Origin of the sequence: Tardiphaga sp. 709 (genome assembly GCF_032401055.1) — a bacterium.
Lineage (GTDB): Bacteria > Pseudomonadota > Alphaproteobacteria > Rhizobiales > Xanthobacteraceae > Tardiphaga.
Window position 1 is genome coordinate 5460222 of sequence record NZ_CP135529.1, and the last position, 19173, is coordinate 5479394.

Annotated in this window: 19 protein-coding genes; 10 read left to right on the forward strand and 9 right to left on the reverse strand. The window is 61.0% G+C overall.

Annotation, left to right across the window (positions count from 1 at the left end):
* Positions 1 to 21 precede the first annotated feature (21 nt).
* Positions 22 to 1524 (reverse strand): NAD(P)/FAD-dependent oxidoreductase, encoded by a 1503-nt coding sequence (locus RSO67_RS26335; protein ID WP_315841243.1) that lies wholly within the window; start codon positions 1522 to 1524, stop codon positions 22 to 24.
* 116 nt (positions 1525 to 1640) lie between these two features.
* Positions 1641 to 2090 (reverse strand): cupin domain-containing protein, encoded by a 450-nt coding sequence (locus tag RSO67_RS26340; RefSeq protein ID WP_315841244.1) that lies wholly within the window; start codon positions 2088 to 2090, stop codon positions 1641 to 1643.
* A 267-nt stretch (positions 2091 to 2357) separates the two neighbouring features.
* Between RSO67_RS26340 and RSO67_RS26345 the strand changes: the two genes are divergently transcribed.
* From RSO67_RS26345 to RSO67_RS26370, 6 genes are all read left to right on the forward strand, one after another.
* Positions 2358 to 3386: an AraC family transcriptional regulator gene (locus RSO67_RS26345; protein WP_315841245.1), complete on the forward strand. Its 1029-nt coding sequence runs from the start codon at positions 2358 to 2360 to the stop codon at positions 3384 to 3386.
* 86 nt (positions 3387 to 3472) lie between these two features.
* Positions 3473 to 4234 carry an SDR family oxidoreductase gene (locus RSO67_RS26350; protein ID WP_315841246.1) on the forward strand — a complete coding sequence of 254 codons (762 nt, stop codon included), beginning with the start codon at positions 3473 to 3475 and terminating at the stop codon, positions 4232 to 4234.
* A gap of 53 nt (positions 4235 to 4287) precedes the next feature.
* Positions 4288 to 5130 (forward strand): enoyl-CoA hydratase family protein, encoded by an 843-nt coding sequence (locus tag RSO67_RS26355; RefSeq protein ID WP_315844367.1) that lies wholly within the window; start codon positions 4288 to 4290, stop codon positions 5128 to 5130.
* 19 nt (positions 5131 to 5149) lie between these two features.
* The gene (locus tag RSO67_RS26360; RefSeq protein ID WP_315841247.1) at positions 5150 to 5308 is read left to right on the forward strand and encodes a hypothetical protein; all 159 of its coding nucleotides are present in this window, start codon (positions 5150 to 5152) and stop codon (positions 5306 to 5308) included.
* 41 nt (positions 5309 to 5349) lie between these two features.
* On the forward strand, positions 5350 to 7701 hold the full coding sequence (locus tag RSO67_RS26365) for a bifunctional salicylyl-CoA 5-hydroxylase/oxidoreductase (RefSeq protein ID WP_315841248.1): 2352 nt from the start codon (positions 5350 to 5352) through the stop codon (positions 7699 to 7701).
* A gap of 58 nt (positions 7702 to 7759) precedes the next feature.
* On the forward strand, positions 7760 to 9010 hold the full coding sequence (locus RSO67_RS26370) for a flavin-dependent oxidoreductase (protein WP_315841249.1): 1251 nt from the start codon (positions 7760 to 7762) through the stop codon (positions 9008 to 9010).
* A gap of 152 nt (positions 9011 to 9162) precedes the next feature.
* On the opposite strand, the gene RSO67_RS26375 is transcribed toward RSO67_RS26370, so the two are convergent.
* From RSO67_RS26375 to RSO67_RS26400, 6 genes are all read right to left on the reverse strand, one after another.
* Positions 9163 to 9618 (reverse strand): cupin domain-containing protein, encoded by a 456-nt coding sequence (locus RSO67_RS26375; protein WP_089267419.1) that lies wholly within the window; start codon positions 9616 to 9618, stop codon positions 9163 to 9165.
* A gap of 61 nt (positions 9619 to 9679) precedes the next feature.
* Complete coding sequence (locus tag RSO67_RS26380) at positions 9680 to 10378, reverse strand: ABC transporter ATP-binding protein (protein ID WP_315841250.1); 699 nt, start codon at positions 10376 to 10378, stop codon at positions 9680 to 9682.
* Complete coding sequence (locus RSO67_RS26385) at positions 10378 to 11130, reverse strand: ABC transporter ATP-binding protein (RefSeq protein ID WP_315841251.1); 753 nt, start codon at positions 11128 to 11130, stop codon at positions 10378 to 10380. The genes RSO67_RS26380 and RSO67_RS26385 overlap by 1 nt, the downstream gene beginning before the upstream one ends.
* Entirely contained in the window at positions 11127 to 12116 is a 990-nt protein-coding gene (locus RSO67_RS26390; RefSeq protein ID WP_315841252.1) for a branched-chain amino acid ABC transporter permease, read from the reverse strand. Before RSO67_RS26390 ends, RSO67_RS26385 begins: the two co-directional genes overlap by 4 nt.
* Before the next feature lie 12 nt (positions 12117 to 12128).
* A complete protein-coding gene (locus RSO67_RS26395; protein WP_315841253.1) occupies positions 12129 to 13049 on the reverse strand; it encodes a branched-chain amino acid ABC transporter permease in 921 nt (306 codons plus the stop codon).
* 102 nt (positions 13050 to 13151) lie between these two features.
* Positions 13152 to 14327, reverse strand: coding sequence for an ABC transporter substrate-binding protein (locus RSO67_RS26400; protein ID WP_315841254.1), 1176 nt, complete (start codon positions 14325 to 14327; stop codon positions 13152 to 13154).
* A gap of 339 nt (positions 14328 to 14666) precedes the next feature.
* On the opposite strand from RSO67_RS26400, the gene RSO67_RS26405 reads away from it, so the two are divergent.
* From RSO67_RS26405 to RSO67_RS26420, 4 genes are all read left to right on the forward strand, one after another.
* On the forward strand, positions 14667 to 15173 hold the full coding sequence (locus RSO67_RS26405) for a MarR family winged helix-turn-helix transcriptional regulator (RefSeq protein WP_184514565.1): 507 nt from the start codon (positions 14667 to 14669) through the stop codon (positions 15171 to 15173).
* Positions 15174 to 15192: 19 nt separating this feature from the next.
* Complete coding sequence (locus RSO67_RS26410) at positions 15193 to 16002, forward strand: alpha/beta hydrolase (RefSeq protein ID WP_315841255.1); 810 nt, start codon at positions 15193 to 15195, stop codon at positions 16000 to 16002.
* A gap of 144 nt (positions 16003 to 16146) precedes the next feature.
* Complete coding sequence (locus tag RSO67_RS26415; protein WP_410001918.1) at positions 16147 to 17814, forward strand: AMP-binding protein; 1668 nt, start codon at positions 16147 to 16149, stop codon at positions 17812 to 17814.
* Between the two features lie 34 nt (positions 17815 to 17848).
* Positions 17849 to 18307: a RidA family protein gene (locus tag RSO67_RS26420; protein ID WP_410001783.1), complete on the forward strand. Its 459-nt coding sequence runs from the start codon at positions 17849 to 17851 to the stop codon at positions 18305 to 18307.
* Positions 18308 to 18313: 6 nt separating this feature from the next.
* Here RSO67_RS26420 and RSO67_RS26425 read toward each other — a convergent pair whose 3' ends face one another.
* On the reverse strand, positions 18314 to 19114 hold the full coding sequence (locus tag RSO67_RS26425; protein ID WP_315841257.1) for a helix-turn-helix transcriptional regulator: 801 nt from the start codon (positions 19112 to 19114) through the stop codon (positions 18314 to 18316).
* Positions 19115 to 19173: the final 59 nt, after the last annotated feature.

A 19173-nucleotide genomic window follows, 5' to 3' on the forward strand; every position in this document is an offset into this window, starting at 1 on the left:
GGACGACAATGGAGGGTGAAGCTACGCGGCCGCCGCTTCCGCCTTGTAGTTCGGCGCCGAGGCGAGAAAACGCGCATAGGCATCGGCATCCGGTGGTGTGAATTTCTCCACCAGCGCGCCGCGCCGTTTGCTGGTGGCGCCCATGTCGTCAAGCAATTCGTCGAAATGCTTGAAGTGGTAAGGCGCCACGCATAGTCCGCCATAGACGCCGGCTGCGGGGCGTTCGACGCGCTTGAAATGCAGCATCTTGTCCATGTCCCGATGCATCTCGGCAGGCGTTGGCTGTTTCGCCAGCTTGCCGTCGGCATAGCGCACCAGCCAGTTGGCGGCCATTTCCGCTGTCAGCACCGAGCAGAAGCTGGAATTGAAACCGACAAATCCCAGGTCCGGCAGATCCGGATTGGCGATCACGCGATAGAGCCGATACTGCCCGTCAGCCTGGATGAGCTTGTCGCGATATTGCTGCGGAAGGAATGGCACGCCGAGCGTGAAACCAATAGCCAGCACAGCAACGTCAGCTTCGACGCGCTGGCCGCCTGACATCACGATGGTCTTGCCATCGTAGTGATCGAAGGTGCCGCGGATAGCCTTGATGCGGCCGTCGGCAACCATCGGGAAGAAGTTCGGCGTGGCGATCGGCACCGAGCAGTTGATACCGTCCTCGATGCGGCCTTCCGGTACCATGTCGCACTTCTTCAGCTTCAGCTGGGTCTTCAACATGGCCTCCAGTCCGCGCCAGTTGGCCCAGATGAAGGGTTTGGCAATGGCGTGATTGAGCCGGGAGAGCGCACTCAGGCCCCAGCCCCGAAACATCTCCTCCTGTGCGCGAATATAGAGGATGCGCTTGAAGTTGATCAGGCCGCCGATGAAATAGGGAATGCGCCAGACCGGCTCGCGATAGACAAAGGTAACGGCGCTGGCGCCGGCATTGACCGAATGCACGGCGATGTCGGTGGCCGATTTCGAGCCGCCGAGCACGACGACCTTTTTGCCTTTGACGATGGATGAATCCGTGTGCTCCGCCGAATGCAGGATGACACCGCCGGCGGCCTTGAACTTGTCTTCGCCGGGATGATGCAGTTCCTTGCGCTCGTTGAATTGTCCGGTACAGACCGCGACGAAATCGAATGTTTCCTGCGCGGTGTTGCCAGCCGCATCGCGTGTCTCAAGTGTCCAGCCGGGCAGGTTATCGTCGCGGCGTTTCATGCTCACCACGGTCATATTGAAACGCATCAGCGGGATCAGATTATAGTCGCGTGCATAGTCGGTGAGATAGGCATGGACCTGCGGCCCCTTCGGCCATTCCGGATAGCTCGCGGGCATCGGTTTGCCGGTGAAGCGATAGAGTTCCTTGGGACTCTGGGTCTGCACCTCTGGATATGAGCGGGCTGGCTCCCAGACGCCGCCGAGATCGCCACTGCGTTCCAGCACCGTCACCTTGTGCCCCTGCGCTGTGAAGGATTTGGCGGCGGCAAGGCCGGCGATGCCGGCGCCGATGACGCAAACGTTCTTCTGTTTGACCATGGCTCGTCTCCTGTCTGAATGCAGCGCTGTATCGCGCGCGTGCGGGCTCATGCGCGCAGACGAGCGTCTGCGCGGAACGTCCGCGAAGCGTGAAAGATGGGTTCGGCTGTTGAAGCCTAGTCGTTGGCTTCTGGTGGCAGGAAATTCACTTCATGCTCGGCAGAGACCCGCACGATGGCTTCGATGTCGCTCATATTGTGCAATTGTTTGAACAGCGCTTCGAGTTTCTGTGTCGGCGACACCCAGAACAGCGCGCGGGCCGGCTTGTCCGATTTGTTGAAATAGCCATGCGGAATGCCGCGGGGCAGGCGGACCAGATCGCCGGCATGGGCGCGCACCCATTGGCCGTCGAGCTTGAGGTCGAGAATACCCTCCTGCACCAGGATAAACTCTTCCTGCGTCGGATGGATATGCACCGGTACGAACTGGCCGGGATCGCTGTTGGTCTCGAAGGCAAAGGTGGAGTCGGTCACCGCCTTCGGGAAATAGACCTGCCCGAGGATGTTCCACGTGGTGCCGCCATATCCCGTGCCGTTCTGGGTGATGCCTTTTTCAAGTGCCGCCATGGTATTGCTCCCTTGGGTTTCACGTCTGCAAGGATGCTGCGTGACCTGCCGGTCTGTCTCTAGCCGCTGAACGAATCCGCTATCCAAACGACGAAATAATTACCGGTGCAGAGAAGGGGCGGCCACGCTGCGCTGCACACGCCTCTCTCGCACGTGCTGGCCTGCGCATTCGTTGTGCAGCACGGCAATATTTGCGGCGCGGCGCCGACTATGCGGCGTGATGCGACATGGATAGTCTAGGTTTCAAATAACGCAGGCGATCGGACCATGGTGTTGGACGCAGCCGTATCGAGGAATGCTCAGCCGACCCGCGCCGCAAGGCTTGCGGCATTCTCTCGCGTTTTCACCAGGGATATCGACGAGGCTGCCGATTCGATCGGGCGCATCTTCTGCCCGCATGCGCTCGATCCCTTGCAGCGCTCCTGGCCAGATTTTCATGCGCTTCACAATTGCGCGGCGTTCGAGGGATTCTCCGTGAACTACGTCTCCTATGGCGGTTCGGTATCGATAGACCCTGGCTGTCTCGATCGCTTTTTTCTGCTGCAGCTGCCGCTGCATGGCGGCGCCCGGATCGATACCGCCGGCCGGACGATTGAGGTGTCGGCAGGGCGTTCCGCGTCCTTGCTGTCACCGACCATGCCTACAAAGATGGTCTGGCAGGACGATTGCGCAAAATTGATCCTGCTGGTCGAACGACGGCTCGTCGAGGAGCGCGCGGCGGCGCTTGCGGAGAGATCCGGAGCGATCATCGAGTTTGATCCGGAGGTCGACCTCAATACGCCGTTTGGTCTGGCGATCCGCTCCCAGATCGAATACCTCGTCGATCTCGCGGAGCATCGTGGGCCAGGGCAGCAGATCTCGCCGATGATGGCGGCGACCCTGCGTGACTCTGTGATTGGACTGTTGCTGACCGGTCAGCGACATACGCTCACCGACACTATCGATCGCACGCTCGCGCGCCTTGGTCCGCTGCCGTCAGTGCTGAGAAAGGCACGGGACTATCTTGAGGCTCATGCCACTGAGCCGCTCGATCTCGATCGGCTCGCGCGCGCAGCCGGCATCGGGATACGTTCGCTGCAGCTCGGCTTCCAGAAGCATTTCGGCATGTCGATCTCCGATGCGCTGCTCGATATCCGGCTAACGCATTTGAATGCACGACTGCTGCGGGCCGCGCCGGGCGAACGCGTTATTGATATGGCTTTCGATCTTGGCTTTACCCATCCGAGCCGGATGGCCAGCTTCTACCGCGCCCGTTACGGCGAGACCCCGTCAGATACGCTCCGCCGCAGCCGCTAGCAGCATGGCCTGCCGCTTTCTTGCAAAAGCTTGAAGTCTAAAATAATATCCAGGCAGGCTCATGGAGAGCCTGCGGAAGGTGATGCATGTCCGGATTGTCTCGCTCCTCCCACGCTCTGGTGACCGGCGGCGGCCGCGGCATCGGCCGTGCCATCGCAGCCTCGCTCGCGCAGGCCGGTGCCACCGTGACCATCATGGGGCGCAATCTCACCGTGCTGAACGAGGTCGTCGCGGCCGGCGACGCGCATTACGCCATCACCGCCGATGTGTCCGATCAGACTGCGCTGAATGCTGCGATCGCCGATGCTGGGAAGCGCCAGCCGATCGATATTCTCGTGGCCAATGCAGGCGCCGCAGAATCCGCGCCCTTCGTGAAATCCGATGCAGCGCTGTTCCAGCGCATGATGGACGTCAATTTCATGGGCGTCGTCTATGCAACGCAGGCCGTGCTTCCCGAGATGGTCAAGCGCAAGAGTGGCCGCATTGTTGCGGTTGCTTCGACGGCTGGCCTCAAGGGCTATGGTTATGTGAGCGCTTATAGCGCTGCGAAGCACGCCGTGATCGGTCTGGTACGTTCGGTGGCACTGGAGGTCGCGAAAAGCGGTGTCACTGTGAATGCAGTGTGCCCAGGCTTTACCGAAACCGATTTGCTCGAAGGCAGTATCGACAACATCATGAGCAAGACTGGCCGTACGCGCGAACAAGCTGTTGCCGAATTGGCGAAGCACAATCCGCAAGGGCGTCTGGTGACGCCCGGCGAAGTCGCCGATGCCGTGTTGTGGTTGTGCGGCGCCGGCGCCAGTTCCATCACCGGACAGAGCATCGCCGTCGCCGGTGGTGAAGTCTGATCGAACCGCAACAACAAGAACCGAACAAATTACTGGGAGCCAATATGTCAGTCATGGTCAAGAACAAGGTCGCCAATCCCGTCACGCTGCCGCTGGCCGAGTTCAAGCCTGAGCATTTCCTGCTGGCCGTGTCAGATGGCATCGCGACGGTGACGCTGAACCGGCCGGAGCGCAAGAATCCGCTGACCTTCCAGAGCTACCGCGAACTGACCGATTTCTTTCGCGCCTGCGCAATGGATGACGACGTCAAAGTCGTGGTCGTCACCGGCGCGGGCGGCAATTTCTCGTCGGGCGGCGACGTGTTCGAGATCATCGGTCCGCTGATCGAAATGAACACCAAGGATCTCACCGCCTTCACGCGCATGACCGGCGATCTGGTCAAGGCGATGCGAGCCGCTCCGCAGCCGATCGTTGCGGCGGTGGAAGGCATCTGCGCCGGTGCCGGCGCGATCATGGCGATGGCGTCCGACTTGCGGCTCGCGGCGACCGGCACCAAGGTCGGATTCCTGTTCAACAAGGTAGGTCTGGCCGGCTGCGACATGGGTGCGTGCGCGATCCTGCCGCGCATCATTGGCCAGTCCCGGGCGTCCGAGCTGCTTTATACCGGCCGTTTCATGACGGCCGAGGAAGGCGAGCGCTGGGGCTTCTTCAGCCGCATCGTTGCGCCGGCGGAGGTGCTGGCGCAGGCCCAGATGCTGGCCAAGCAGATTTCCGAGGGGCCGACTTATGCCAACACCATGACCAAGCGCATGCTGTCGATGGAATGGGCCATGTCGGTGGAAGAGGCGATCGAAGCTGAGGCCGTGGCGCAGGCTCTGTGCATGACCACCGAGGATTTTGCCCGGGCGTTCCACGCCTTCGCGAACAAGCAGAAGCCGAAGTTTGAGGGTAATTAAAGGCGATAAGTGCGCCGTCATGGCCGGGCTTGTCCCGGCCATCTATGTCTTTCTTATTTGCGGCTTAGACGTGGATGCCCGGCACAAGGCCGGGCATGACGGAGTGGAAATTGATAATTTGATGTGCATCAAAGCTGGCGAATTGCCGGTTTCTCAGGCTTGCCAGGAATTGTTTTAGGTTTAAAATATCTCCATCCAGGCACGACTGCGGAGGCTGTCATGAAGATCGCGATTATCGGTGGCGGGCCGGCGGGTCTCTATTCTGCGATCCTGCTGAAGAAGCAGCGACCGCAGGCGGAGATCACGGTCTATGAGCGCAACCGTCCCGATGACACCTTCGGCTTCGGCGTGGTGTTCTCCGACGCCACCCTAGACAATTTCGAGAAATACGATCTTCCGAGCTATCAGCGCATCACCCAGGAATTCGCCTACTGGGACGATATCGCCGTGCACTTCCGCGGCACTGTCCACCGCGTCGGCGGTAACGGCTTCTGCGGCTGTTCGCGCCGCACGCTGCTGATGATCCTGCAGGATCGCGCCCGCGAACTCGGCGTCCATCTGCTGTTCGAAGTCGATATCACCGACGAAGCACGTTTCGCCGATGCCGATCTGATCGTGCTGGCTGATGGCATCAACAGCCACTTCCGTAACAAATATATCGAGCACTTCGCGCCCGAAGTGGACTTGCGCTCGAACAAGTTCACCTGGATGGGTTCAACCAAGCCGCTCGATGCCTTCACCTTCCTGTTCCAGGAGACCGAGTGGGGTCCGTTCATTGCCCACGCCTACCAATATGAAGCAGGCCGGTCGACCTGGATCTTCGAGACCGATCCAGAAACTTTCAAGCGCGCCGGCCTGGAAGGCCTCGGCGAGCAGGAGTCCGCCGATCGGATGCATGAGATCTTCAAGTGGTTCCTCGGCGACCACAAGCTGCTGATCAACCGTTCGATGTGGCGCAACTTCCCGATGATCCGCAACAAGCGCTGGGTCAAGGACAACATGGTACTGCTTGGCGATGCCAAGGCGACAGCGCATTTCTCTATCGGCTCCGGCACCAAGCTCGCCATGGAAGATGCCATCGCGCTGTATGATGCGATGGCGAAGGCGCCCACTGTCGAGGCTGGGTTGCACGACTACGAACACGGTCGCCGCGAGGAGGTCGAGAAGATCCAGCATTCAGCGGACGTGTCGCTAGTCTGGTTCGAGCACGTGGACCGCTTTTGGGACTTCGACCCCGTGCAGTTCGCCTTCGGCGTCATGACCCGCGCCAAGGCGATTACCTACGATAACCTGACGCTGCGCGCGCCGGACTTCGTCAAGGAAGTCGACAAGTCGTTTGCGCAGAAGGTGCGCGCGCAGGGCTTCGACGTCGATGTCGATAAGCCGGAAGTGCCGATGTTCCAGCCATTCAAGATGCGGGATATGGTGCTTGCCAATCGCGCCGTAGTATCGCCGATGTGCATGTATTCGGCGGAAGAGGGTGTGCCGAACGATTTCCATCTGGTGCATTACGGCTCGCGCGCCATTGGCGGTGCCGGTCTCGTCTTCACCGAAATGGTCTGCGTCGGCCGCGACGCGCGCATCACGCCCGGCTGTGCCGGTCTGTGGACCGACGAGCAGGAAGCGCAGTGGAAGCGCATTGTCGATTTCGTGCACAACACGTCCGCGGCCAAGATCTGTCTGCAGCTCGGCCATGCCGGCCGCAAGGGCGCAACCAAGCTGATGTGGGACGGCATGGACCGGCCATTGTCCGAGGGCGCCTGGGACATCACGTCGGCATCGCCGCTGCCGTATTATCCGGATAGTCAGGTTCCGGCAGAGATCGATCGCGCTGGTATGGACCGCGTCAAGGCAGAGTTCGTGGCCGCTACGATCCGCGGCGATCGCTGTGGCTTCGACATGCTCGAGATGCACACGGCGCACGGCTATCTGCTGGCGAGCTTCCTGTCGCCGCTGACCAACAAACGCACCGATGAATATGGCGGCTTCCTTGAGAACCGGCTGCGCTTCCCCCTCGAAGTGTTCGAGGCCATGCGTGCGGCATGGCCGGCGCACAAGCCGATGTCGGTTCGTTTCTCGGCGACCGACTGGGCCGAAGGTGGCAACACCGGCGACGATGCGGTGCAGATCGCCCGCGCCTTCGCCGAAGCCGGTGTCGACCTCGCCGACATCTCCACGGGGCAAACCGTCAAGGAGTCGCGTCCGATCTACGGCCGCATGTTCCAGACGCCGTTCTCGGATCAGGTCCGCAACGAGGCCCGCGTCGCCACCATGTGCGTCGGCAACATCACGTCCGCCGATCAGGTCAACACGATCCTGGCCGCCGGCCGTGCGGACCTCGTCGCACTTGGCCGTCCGCACCTGACCGACCCGTCCTTCACCATCAAGGCGGCCGCTTGGTATGGTGCAAAAGACGCCTATTGCCCGCCCCAATATATGCCCGGCAAGGACCAGATTTTCCGCAACAGCGTCAGGGACAAGCAGGATTTCGAAGACCTGAAAATTAAGGCTAAGCCGAAGACCCGCGCCGAGATGCGTGCGGAGGCGGCAAAGCCACTTGCAGCTGAATGATTGGGCATGCGAGTTTAGCGGCTAAATTCTGGGCGTTGCGTAAAGTGGAGTAGGGCTGATGAGAGCAATCATCGTGGGCGGCGGAGTCGGCGGTCTGACCACTGCCTTGATGCTGCGGGCGCGGGGCATCAATTGCGAACTCTACGAACAGGCTGACAGCATCCGCGAGCTTGGCGTTGGCATCAATACGCTGCCACATGCGATCCGCGAACTCGCCGGCCTCGGTCTGCTCGACAGGCTCGATGCCGTCGCGATCCGCACCGATGAATTGCATTATCTCAACCGCCACGGTCAGGAAGTCTGGCGCGAGAAGCGCGGTTTCGGCGCCGGTCACGACGTGCCGCAATTCTCGATTCATCGCGGCCGTCTGCAGACCGCGATCCATCGCGCGGTGGAAGAGCGCCTCGGTGCCGAGGCGATCCACACGGGTCGCCGACTCGGTCACTTCACGCAGGACGAAGGCGGCGTCACCGCTTATTTCTTCGATCGCAACAACAATCATGTCGAGACCGCGCGCGGCGATATCCTGATCGGCGCCGACGGCATCCACTCCAAGGTTCGGAGCACGCTGTTCCCGAACGAAGGACATCCAGTCTGGAACGGTCTGATGCTGTGGCGTGGTGCGCGCGACTGGCCGGCTTTCCTCACCGGCAATTCGATGATTGTCGCTGGCGGTCTCCACGCCAAGGTCGTGGTCTATCCAATTGCCGAAGGTGAGACTGCGGGTAATCGGCTGACCAACTGGGCCGTGCTGGTGAAGACCGGCGAGGGTGGCACGCTGCCTCCGCGCCGCGAGGACTGGTCACGTCCCGGCAAGCGCGACGAATTGATGCCGCATGTGGCGCGTTTCAATGTGCCTCATATCGATGTGCCGGCGCTGATCACGGCGACCCCGGAGTTCTGGGAATATCCCTGCTGCGACCGCGATCCCCTGCCATACTGGTCTGGCGGACGCGTCACGCTGCTCGGCGACGCCGCGCACCCGATGTATCCGGTCGGCTCCAACGGCGCCTCACAGGCAATCCTTGATGCGCGCGCGCTGGCCGACTCGCTGGCTCATGCCGAGCATCCGCGCCAGGCATTGATGGCCTATGAGCGCAAGCGCCTGCCTATGACGGCCGAGATCGTGCGCTCCAACCGCCGCGGCGGTCCGGAAGGCGTCATTGATGCCGTGGAGCAGATCGCCCCGGACGGGTTCGACAATGTCGAGAACGTGTTGAGCTACGCGCAGCGCGAAGCCATCGTGAAGGGCTATGCGCACAAGGCAGGGTTCGCAGCGCAGCCCGGGCTGGCGGTGGTGAACGGCTGATCTAGCTCGCTGCAAATCGAGAATTTAGCTTTCGTCATGCCCGGGCTTGTCCCGGGCATCCACGTTTTGGGTGCAGCTTAAGACGTAGATGGCCGGGACAAGCCCGGCCATGACGTCGATGATGGTATGTGGCCTGAACGAAGAGCCGCCTCTTACGCGCCGGGAGGCGGCGGCAGGAAGTGGATGTTGTATTCGGCGGCGAGCGCCACCACGTCCTCGGGCTTCTGCTCCTTCATGTTGTGGATCGCCCAGAACAGGTCATAGAGCCGGCGGCTCGGCGACACCCAGAACAACACCTTGGCGTTCTGATCGGACTTGTTGAAGATGCCGTGCGGAATTCCGCGCTGCAGGCGCACCAGATCGCCCGGCGTGGCCGAAGTCTCGGAGCCGCCGAGGAAGAAGTCGAGCTTGCCTTCGAGGATGTAGAGATACTCATCCTGGTCGGGATGAATGTGCGGCGGCACGAAGGTGCCGGGCGGGAAGGTGGCGTGCCACGAGAACGAATCCTCGGTGCAGTTCTTCGGCACATAGGTCTGGCCGAGGATGTTCCAGGTGATACCCTGCATGCCCTCATTGGCACGCGTGATGCCGGCGATCTCGGTTTTCATTGGGGTGTCCTTCCTTGGGTCACGCATTACGACGCGTCGGGTGGTACTCGAAAACAGTTGATCAAACGTGGAGGAAACGGTCCTTCACGGTCGAGTCGCTCTTCAGTTGCTCGGATGTGCCGGTCCACACGACGCGGCCTTTTTCGATCACCACATGGCGATCGGCAAAGCCGGCGAGCGCATCGACGTTCTTGTCGATGACCAGAATGGACTGATGTTCAGCCTTGAGTTTCTTCAGGCAATTCCAGATTTCGAGGCGGATCAGCGGTGCAAGGCCTTCGGTGGCTTCATCGAGAATGAGCAGCTTCGGGTTGGTCATCAGCGCGCGGCCAACGGCCAGCATCTGCTGCTCGCCGCCCGACAACTGCGTGCCGAGATTGCTGCGACGCTCCTTGAGGCGCGGAAACAGCTCGTAGATCTTGTCCAGCGTCCAGCGCGCAGGTGGATGCCGCACGGCGGCGGTAGCGACCAGGTTTTCCTCCACTGTCAGTGTGGGAAATATCTGGCGGCCTTCGGGCACCAGACCGATGCCTGCCTGGGCGATGCGATAGGACGGCAGCCCGGCCATCGGTTTGTCGTCGAAGGTGACGGTGCCGCCAGTCGGATGAATCAGCCCCATGATGGCGTTGATGGTGGTCGTCTTTCCCATGCCGTTGCGACCGAGCAGGGTCACGACCTCACCAGTGCCGATATTCAACGAAATATCGAACAGAACTTTGGCGGCGCCGTAAGCAGCCTGGAGATTTAAAACTGAAAGCATCAGGCGGCCTCCTCGCCGAGATAGGCGGTGCGCACCTCTGCATTGTCGCGGATGCTCTGCGGCGAGCCGGACGCGATGATGCGGCCGTAAACCAGGACCGAGACGCGGTCAGCCAGTGCGAAGACGGCGTCCATATCGTGTTCGATCAGCACGACGGGAAGTTCCTTGCGCAGCTCCTGCAGCGTGTTGATCAGTCGCTGTGATTCATCGTGGCTGGTGCCGGCGAGCGGTTCGTCGAGCAGCAGCAGTTTTGGTTGCGCCGCCAGTGCAATGGCGATTTCGAGCTGGCGTTTCTCGCCATGCGACATCTGCTCGGCCGGCACGCTTGCGCGAGCGGCGAGGCCGAAGCGCGACAGCAGCGCCATGGCGGTGTCGTTCAGCGCTGATTCCTTCGACGCATTGCCGAAGAAGCTGAAGCTCGAGCCGCTGCGTGCCTGAACGGCGATGGCGACATTCTCCAGTGCGGAGAAGCGCGGCAGGATCGAGGTGATCTGGAACGAGCGCACCAGGCCCATCCGCGCACGCTCTGCCATCGGTAACCGCGACACGTCTTGGCCGTCGAATATGATACGGCCGGAGTCCGATTGTGCGTGTCCGGAAATCTGGTGGATCAGCGTGGTCTTGCCGGCGCCGTTGGGGCCGATGATGGCGTGCAATTCGCCCGCCTCGATGTTCAGCGATACGTCGTCGGTGACGCGCAGGGCGCCGTAGTTCTTGCAGATGTTCTGCAACTGAAGCGGAGCGCTACTCATGATTTGCTCCCGAACAATCCGGTGATGCCGCCGCGGGCGTATAGCACGACGAGAATGAGGATGGGTCCGAAGATCAGTGCCCAGTTTTCCGTGTAATGCGACAGGATATCTGCCAGCAGGCTGAACACGGCGGCGCCGATGATTGCGCCATGCAGCGAGCCGAGGCCGCCGAGCACCAGTACGAAGATCAGGTCGCCGGAGCGCTGCCAGGCCGTATAGGCCGGGCTGACGAATTCGGTCTGGTTGGCAAGCAGAAAGCCCGACACGCCGGCAATCATGCCGGCAATGACGTAGGCAGTGAGCTGATAACGATACGGCGCAAAGCCGATCGCTTCCATACGTACGGGATTCTCGCGAATGCCGCGCAGCACCCGACCGAAGCGGGACGCGACGATAGCGCGGAGCAGCAGATAAGCGCCGAGCAGCACGCCGAAGGCGACGTAATACATCGCCACATCGTTCTTCAAGAACTTCGAGCCGAAGAACATGCTGCGCGATGCCAGCGTCAGCCCGTCGTCACCGCCATAGGCAGCCAGCGAAGTGCCGAGGAAGAACAGCATCTGGCCAAAAGCCAGCGTGATCATGATGAAATAGACGCCCTTGGTCCGCAGCGAGATCGCGCCTGTGAAGAGAGCGAAGATGAGCGAGACACCGAGCGCCACCGCAAGCTGGATGAAGCCGTCGGTGATTCCGTGGCTGGCAAGGATCGCGACGCTGTAGGCGCCAAGGCCGACATAGGCGGCATGGCCGAACGAGATCATGGCGCCGTAGCCGATCAGCAGATCGAGCGACATGGCGGCGAGCGCCAGGATCATGATGCGCGTGACCAGCGCGAGGATGAAGCTCTGCGATCCCCATAGTGCCGAGAGCGGCACAAGGGCGAAGATCACAAACACGATCAGCGGCAGCAGATAGGCCCGGCTGGCACGCGGAGGCGTTGCGAGGGCAGGCGAAGCGGGGGTGTCGAGGTCGACGAGATTGTTCATGGTCTGCTCCCGTTACTGCTTGGACGGGAACAGGCCGGATGGCCGGAAGAACAGCACCGCAGCCATCAGAATATAGATCAGCATCGGCGCAATGGCGCGGCCGGTCTGGCTGGCCGCCGAGGGATCGAGCAGCAGCTTGAGCAGCGTGGGCGCGAAGAAACGTCCGAGCGTATCGACGAGACCGATCAGCAGCGCCGCGATGAAGGCACCGCGGATCGAGCCGATGCCGCCGATGACGATCACCACGAAAGCAAGAATGAGCACATTGTCGCCCATGCCTGGCTCGACGGAAAGGATCGGTGCAACCATGGCGCCGGCGAAGCCAGCGAGCATGGCGCCGACGCCGAACACGATGGTGAACAGCAGGCGAATGTTGACGCCCAGCGCGGAGACCATGGCAGCGTTGCTGGCGCCGGCACGCACGAGCATGCCAAGCTTGGTCTTGTTGACGACGAGATAGAGCGCGAGGCCGACAGCAAGACCGACGGCGATGATGACGAGACGCCACACCGGATAGAGCATGCCGTCGGTGATCTCGATCGCGCCCGACAGCGCGTCAGGAATTGCAACATTTAGCGGCGCAGCGCCCCAGATGTATTTTACGGCCTGATTGAGGAAGATGATGACACCAAACGTCGCGAGCACCTGATCGAGATGGTCGCGATCATACAAATGTCGAAAGATCAGGATCTCCAGCAGGAGCCCGAAAATCAGTGCAGCAGGTAGCGCCAGTGCGAGGCCGGCGACGAAACTGCCGGTCATGGTGGTGAAGGCGGCAACCAGATAGGCGCCGACCATGTATTGCACGCCATGTGCAAGATTGATGAAGTCCATGACGCCGAACACCAGCGTGAGGCCGGCGGCGATCAGGAACAGGATCAATCCGAACTGCAGGCCGTTCAGGATCTGGACGAGGGCAAGCGTGAGGGTCATCAGATAACTTGGTTTCTATACTGAGATAAACACGGGCCGATAAAACACCGGGCCGTCCCGCCTTCGCGGCAACGGCCCGGTGATGAGCGATCGCCAGGGCGATTACTGCGCAGCGCAGTCCTTGGCGTAGCGATCGCCGTAGTTCGAGAACACCTTCTCGACGATCTCGGTCTGGAACTTGCCGTCAGCGCGCTTGGCAACCTTGGTCAGGAAGAAGTCCTGAACGGGGTAACCGTTGTTGCTGAACTTGAAGCCGCCGCGGATCGACGGGAAGTCGGCCTTCTTCATGGCTTCAGCCACCTTGGCCTTGTCCGAGAGGTCGCCCTTCACGGCAACGACGGCGCTGTTGATCAGCATGGCCGCGTCATAGGACTGGAAGGCGTAGGTCGCCGGCACGCTGTTATAAGCTTTCTCGTATTCTGCCACGAACTTCTTGTTCTGCGGAGTGTCGAGGGTCGGTGCCCAGTTTGAGCCACCGAACATGCCGATCGCCGCGTCCTGCTGAGCCGGCAGCGTCGATTCATCGACGGTGAAGGTCGACAGGAACGGAATGCGGTCGAGCAGGCCGGCCTGCTTGTACTGCTTGACGAGGTTCACGCCCATGCCGCCCGGCATGAAGGTGAGCACGGCATCAGGCTTCATCGATGCGATCTTGGAGAGCTCGGCCTGGAAGTCGAGCGTGCCGAGCGGGATGAAGGATTCCTCGAGGATCTCGCCCTTGAAGTCCATCTTCACGCCGGCGACGAAGTCCTTGCCGGCCTGATAGTTCGGGGTCATCAGGTAGATCTTCTTGTAGCCGCGCTTCTGGGCCACGTTACCGAGGATTTGGTGGATCTGGTCATTCTGATACGACGTCACATAGAAGTACGGACTGCACTCCTTGCCCGCGTAGCTGGACGGACCGGCATTCGGTGAGATCAGGAAGGTCTTGTTCTCGGTGACCGGCTTGTGGATCGCGCCCAGGATGTTCGAGAAGATCGGACCGACCACGAAGTCGACCTTGTCGCGCTCCAGCAGACCCTTGACCTTGGTGACGGCGACGTCGGGCTTGAGTTCGTCATCGACGACGATGACTTCGACATCCTTGCCGCCCATCTTGCCGCCGAGATCCTTGACGGCGAGGTTGAAGCCGTCGCGCGCCTGCTGGCCGAGCACGGCACCGGCGCCCGACAGCGACACGATCACGCCGACCTTGATCTTTTCCTGCGCCATGGCCGGGATGGCCGAAACGCTCATCATCAGGGCGGCCAAACCGGCCAATTTGAGAGACTGCTTCATTAACTTCTCCTCCACTCGGCCGCGACAGGCAGCCGAAAAACGTGCCAACCCAGAATTCTGTTCTTTTGCCTAGATTATGCTCACGACGGGCGCAGCCGCAAGCAATGTAAATGACTTCCAGGCGTCAGAAATCAGTCGAATACGCTATGCAAACCGTAGGCCAATTTATTTGAACCTTAAAGAAATATTCAAAATCGACGGGGGTCAACGCTGCGGCGTTTTGGCTTGCGGTCGGACGGAAATTCCTTGAAGGTCAAAGGATCGGTATGGGGCGGTACGAGATTGTGGATTGCCGGTCTCTCGGCCGCCGCAGGAGCTTCAAGCAGGTAAGATTGCATCATGATTCTCGATTCCGAGACCAAGGCCGTCGAACTTCCCGATGATCACGGCGATGAGCTGCGCCTGTGGCTCCGGCTCCTGACCTGTACGACGTTGATCGAGGGTGAAGTCCGCAGCCGCTTGCGCGAACGCTTCGATGTCACGCTCCCACGCTTCGATCTGATGGCCCAGCTCGACAAGGTGCCCGACGGTATGACCCTGTCGGATGTCTCGAAGCGGATGATGGTGTCGAACGGCAATGTGACCGGCCTGGTCGAGCGTCTTGTCGAATCCGGCCACGTCGATCGCCGCACCTCCGACACCGACCGTCGGGTGCAGGTGATCCGGCTCACCAAACTTGGCCGCGCGGAGTTCCGCAAGATGGCCGAAGAGCATGAGACCTGGATCGCCGAAATCTTCACGGATCTGGCGCCGAAGGATGTTCGCGAACTGATGCGGCTGCTCGCCAAGACCAAGGCTTCCGCGCAGAAGGCGGCGCAAAAGGCAGCGAACGGCAAGGCGCCGTAAACGCGACGCGGTGAGTGCAGTGATCGATCTCGAAGCCGAATACAACAATCGCGCAAAAGTCCCGGAAAGCTCTGCGCTGATTGCCGGCTGGGCACAAGACGCCAAAGCCTATCGCGACAGCGGCGTGCTGATGCGTGCCATTCCATATGGCTCAGGCGCACGGCACACGATCGACTACTTCCCCGCCGGCGACAAAGGTCCGATTGTCGTCTTCATTCACGGTGGCTACTGGCAGGCACTGGACAGCTCTTACTTCAGCCATCTGGCGCGGGGGCTGAATAGCCATGGCATCAGCGTGGCGATCCCCAGCTACGATTTGTGCCCGACCGTCTCGGTCGGTGATATCATCGTGCAGATGCGTGCGGCGACCCGCGAACTGGCGAAGCTCGGCCGGCGGCTCGTCGTGTCGGGCCATTCGGCGGGCGGTCATCTCGCGGCCTGCATGCTGGCAACGGACTGGTGCGCGCTCGACTCCGCGCTGCCGCAGGACCTGATTGTCGGCGCCTATGCGATCTCTGGGCTGTTCGATCTGGCGCCGTTGGTGCCGACGTCCATCAACAATGCATTGCATTTGAACGATGCCGGCGCCCGTGAGGTCAGTCCGTTGTTCTGGCCGGTGCCTTCGCGTGGGGCTCTCGATGCGGTGGTTGGTGGCGACGAGGGTGTCGAATATTTGCGGCAGAGCCAAAGCATCGTCGACGCCTGGGGTGTCCATATTCCCGCGCGCTTCGAAGCGCTTCCCGGCGCAAATCATTTTACCGCCGTGGCACCGCTGGCCGATCCGCAGTCCGCCATGGTGCTGCGGCTGAAGGCGCTGGCCACGCTTTAGGCTGACTTGCCTAAACAAACTGCGCAAATTCGCATCCTCCGCCGAAAATTTCGGCGTGCCGCAAGACTCCGCAGTTGCGGAAAACTGTTTTAAGTCTAAAATGATATTTGGATGACGTTGCCGGGCATCTGACGTGACGGGAGCATTGCAATGGCCGCTGATACGCAGCTGACAAAGCCTTATACGGCGCATGTTGATACGTTTGCGCGGGACAATATGCCGCCGCCGGAGCAATTGCCGGAGTTTCTGTTTACCCGCCCCGAATTTCACTATCCGCCGCGCATCAATTGCGTGGTGCCGTTTCTCGATCGCTGGGTCGCAGAAGGGCGCGGCGATGCGCCGTGCATGATCGGCCTGAACGAGAGCTATACCTATCGCCAGCTCTACGAGCTCGTGAACAAGATCTGTAACGTGCTCGTCAACAAGCTCGGCCTCGTCACCGGCGGTCGCGTGCTGCTGCGCTCGGCCAACAATCCGATGATGGTTGCGACCTATCTCGCGATTATCAAGGCCGGCGGCGTCTGCGTGTCGACCATGCCGCTGCTGCGTGCGAAGGAACTGTCCTATCCGCTGCAGAAGGCGAAGATTTCGCTGGCGCTGTGCGACAGCAAGCTGTCCGACGAGATGGAGAAGGCCAAGGCGGTTTCGCCTGAACTCAAGCGCGTGGTCTACTGGGGCACCGGCGAAGCCGAACTCGACAAGATGATCGCCGAGGCGAGCCCGGAATTCACCGCTGTCGATACGGCTTCGGATGATATCTGCCTGATCGCCTTCACTTCGGGCACGACGGGCGACCCGAAGGGCACCATGCATTTCCATCGCGACATGCTTGCGGTGTGCGATGGCTTTGCGCGCAACGTGTTGCGTGCCAGCCCGGAAGATCGCTTCATCGGTTCGGCGCCGCTGGCCTTCACGTTCGGCTTTGGCGGCGTGCTATTTCCGCTGCATATCGGTGCGTCCTTCGTGGTGCTCGAGAAGGCCGGCCCGGAAGAGCTGCCTCTGGCCGTTGCCAAGCACAAGGTCACTGTGTGCTTCACTGCGCCAACCGCCTATCGGGCCATCCTCGGCAAGATTGACCAGTATGATCTCTCGACGCTGCGCAAATGCGTCTCCGCCGGCGAGACGCTGCCGAAGGGCACCTATGATGCGTGGCTGAAGGCGACCGGCATCAAGCTGATGGACGGCATCGGCGGCACCGAAATGCTGCATATTTTCATCTGTGCCATCGAAGAGGAAATTCGCCCGGGCTCGACCGGCAAGCCCGTGCCCGGCTATGTCGCCAAGATCATCGACGACGAAGGCAACGAAGTGGCACCCGGCACGCTAGGCCGTCTCGCCGTGAAGGGCCCGACCGGCTGCAAATATCTCGCCGATCCGCGTCAACTCAAATTTGTCCAGAACGGCTGGAACATCACCGGCGACACCTTCCTGATGGATGAGGATGGCTACTTCTGGTACCAGTCGCGCTCGGACGACATGATCGTGTCGGCGGGTTACAATATCGCTGGCCCCGATGTCGAAGCGGCTTTGCTCACCCATGAAGCCGTGGTCGATTGCGGCGTTGTCGGTTGCCCCGATGCCGACCGCGGCATGATCGTGAAGGCTTATGTCGTTCTGGCTCCCGGTCGAGCGGGGAGCGACGCGCTGGCGATCGAGTTGCAGAACCACGTGAAGCGCGAGATCGCGCCTTACAAATATCCGCGCGCCATCGAATTCGTGACGCAACTGCCCAAGACCGAGACCGGCAAGCTGAAGCGCTTTGCGCTTCGCCAGCAGGCCGCGGCGGGCGCGTCACCGACCGTTGCTGCATAAGTTTGAAGACGTTTCTTTCAGGGAGGATTGCCCGGTGAATGCACCAAAGGGCCCGACATTGACCGTGGTGCCAAACGCAAAGGGCGATGTTGCAGCATCCGTTTCGCGCGCATTGCAGCCGAGTGGCTGGCCGAAGCCCAAAGGCTATGCCAACGGCATGACGGCAGATGGCCGCATCGTCGTGACCGGTGGTGTAATTGGCTGGGACGCCGAGGAGAAGCTGAAGCCGGATTTTGTATCGCAGGTGCGTCAGGCACTGCAGAACATTTCCGACATCCTCGCGGAAGGTGGCGCGAAGCCCGAGCATCTCGTGCGGCTGACCTGGTATGTCGTCGATATGGAAGAATATCTCGGCAATCTCAAAGCGCTCGGCCAAGCCTATCGCGAAGTCTTCGGCGCGCACTATCCGGCCATGGCGCTGGTGCAGGTCGTGCGGCTGGTCGAACTCGCTGCGCGCGTCGAGATCGAGGCGACTGCGGTGGTGCCGCGTTAAGCGGCGCTACTTCGCCTCGATAAACTCTGTCGGGCTCTTGCCTGTCACTTGCCGGAACGCGTGTGAAAACGCCGAGAAGCTGGCATAGCCGAGATCGGCAGCGAGCTGCTTCACCGACGCGTTGCGGTTCATCGACAGTCGTTCGATCGCCTCTGCGATCCGGGCGCGTTGACACCAGCTCTTGAAGCTCAGTTGCGTCTCGGCCGAAAACAGTCGCGATAATGTACGTGCGGATGTGCCGACGGTGCGCGCCAGTGTTTCGATCTCGTAAGTCTGCGTGGGATCGGCCAGCACCATCTCCGCCGCACGTCGGCAGCGCGGCTCTTGCGGCAGCGGCATGAAGGTCGCGGGATCGCCTGCCTGATGCAGTTCGAGCATGGCAATCTCGATCAATAGTTGATTGCGCGTGACGTCATCGCGCCCATCGAATAGCGCCAGGATCGACTCGTGCAACAGGCGCGACACGCGAACCACGAACTCCGCTGCGAGATCGCCATTGCGTCGATCCCGCGCGAGCCAGTCGACATTGAAATACAGCGAACGCATCTCGATGTCGGCCAGCACATCGATGGCGTGGGGCAGGTGGGCCGGGACCCAGACCGCGCGGTCCGGTGGCACCAGCCAACGGCCCTTCGGAGTCGTGACCTGCATAGTGCCCGCAGCGGCGAACACGAGTTGCGCCTCGCGATGGGCATGGGTGTCCAGTCGGATACCCTTGCGGTAGCGCGTCGCCAGGATGTGGACGCCGTCGATCGCAGAGCGCCGTCGCTCGGATAAGTCCAGGATTGGCGGTTCGGCGACATTCATTGGCAACATCCCGTTAGAGCAAGCTCATATAACGGCATTCCAAGGTTGCCAAGGAATCG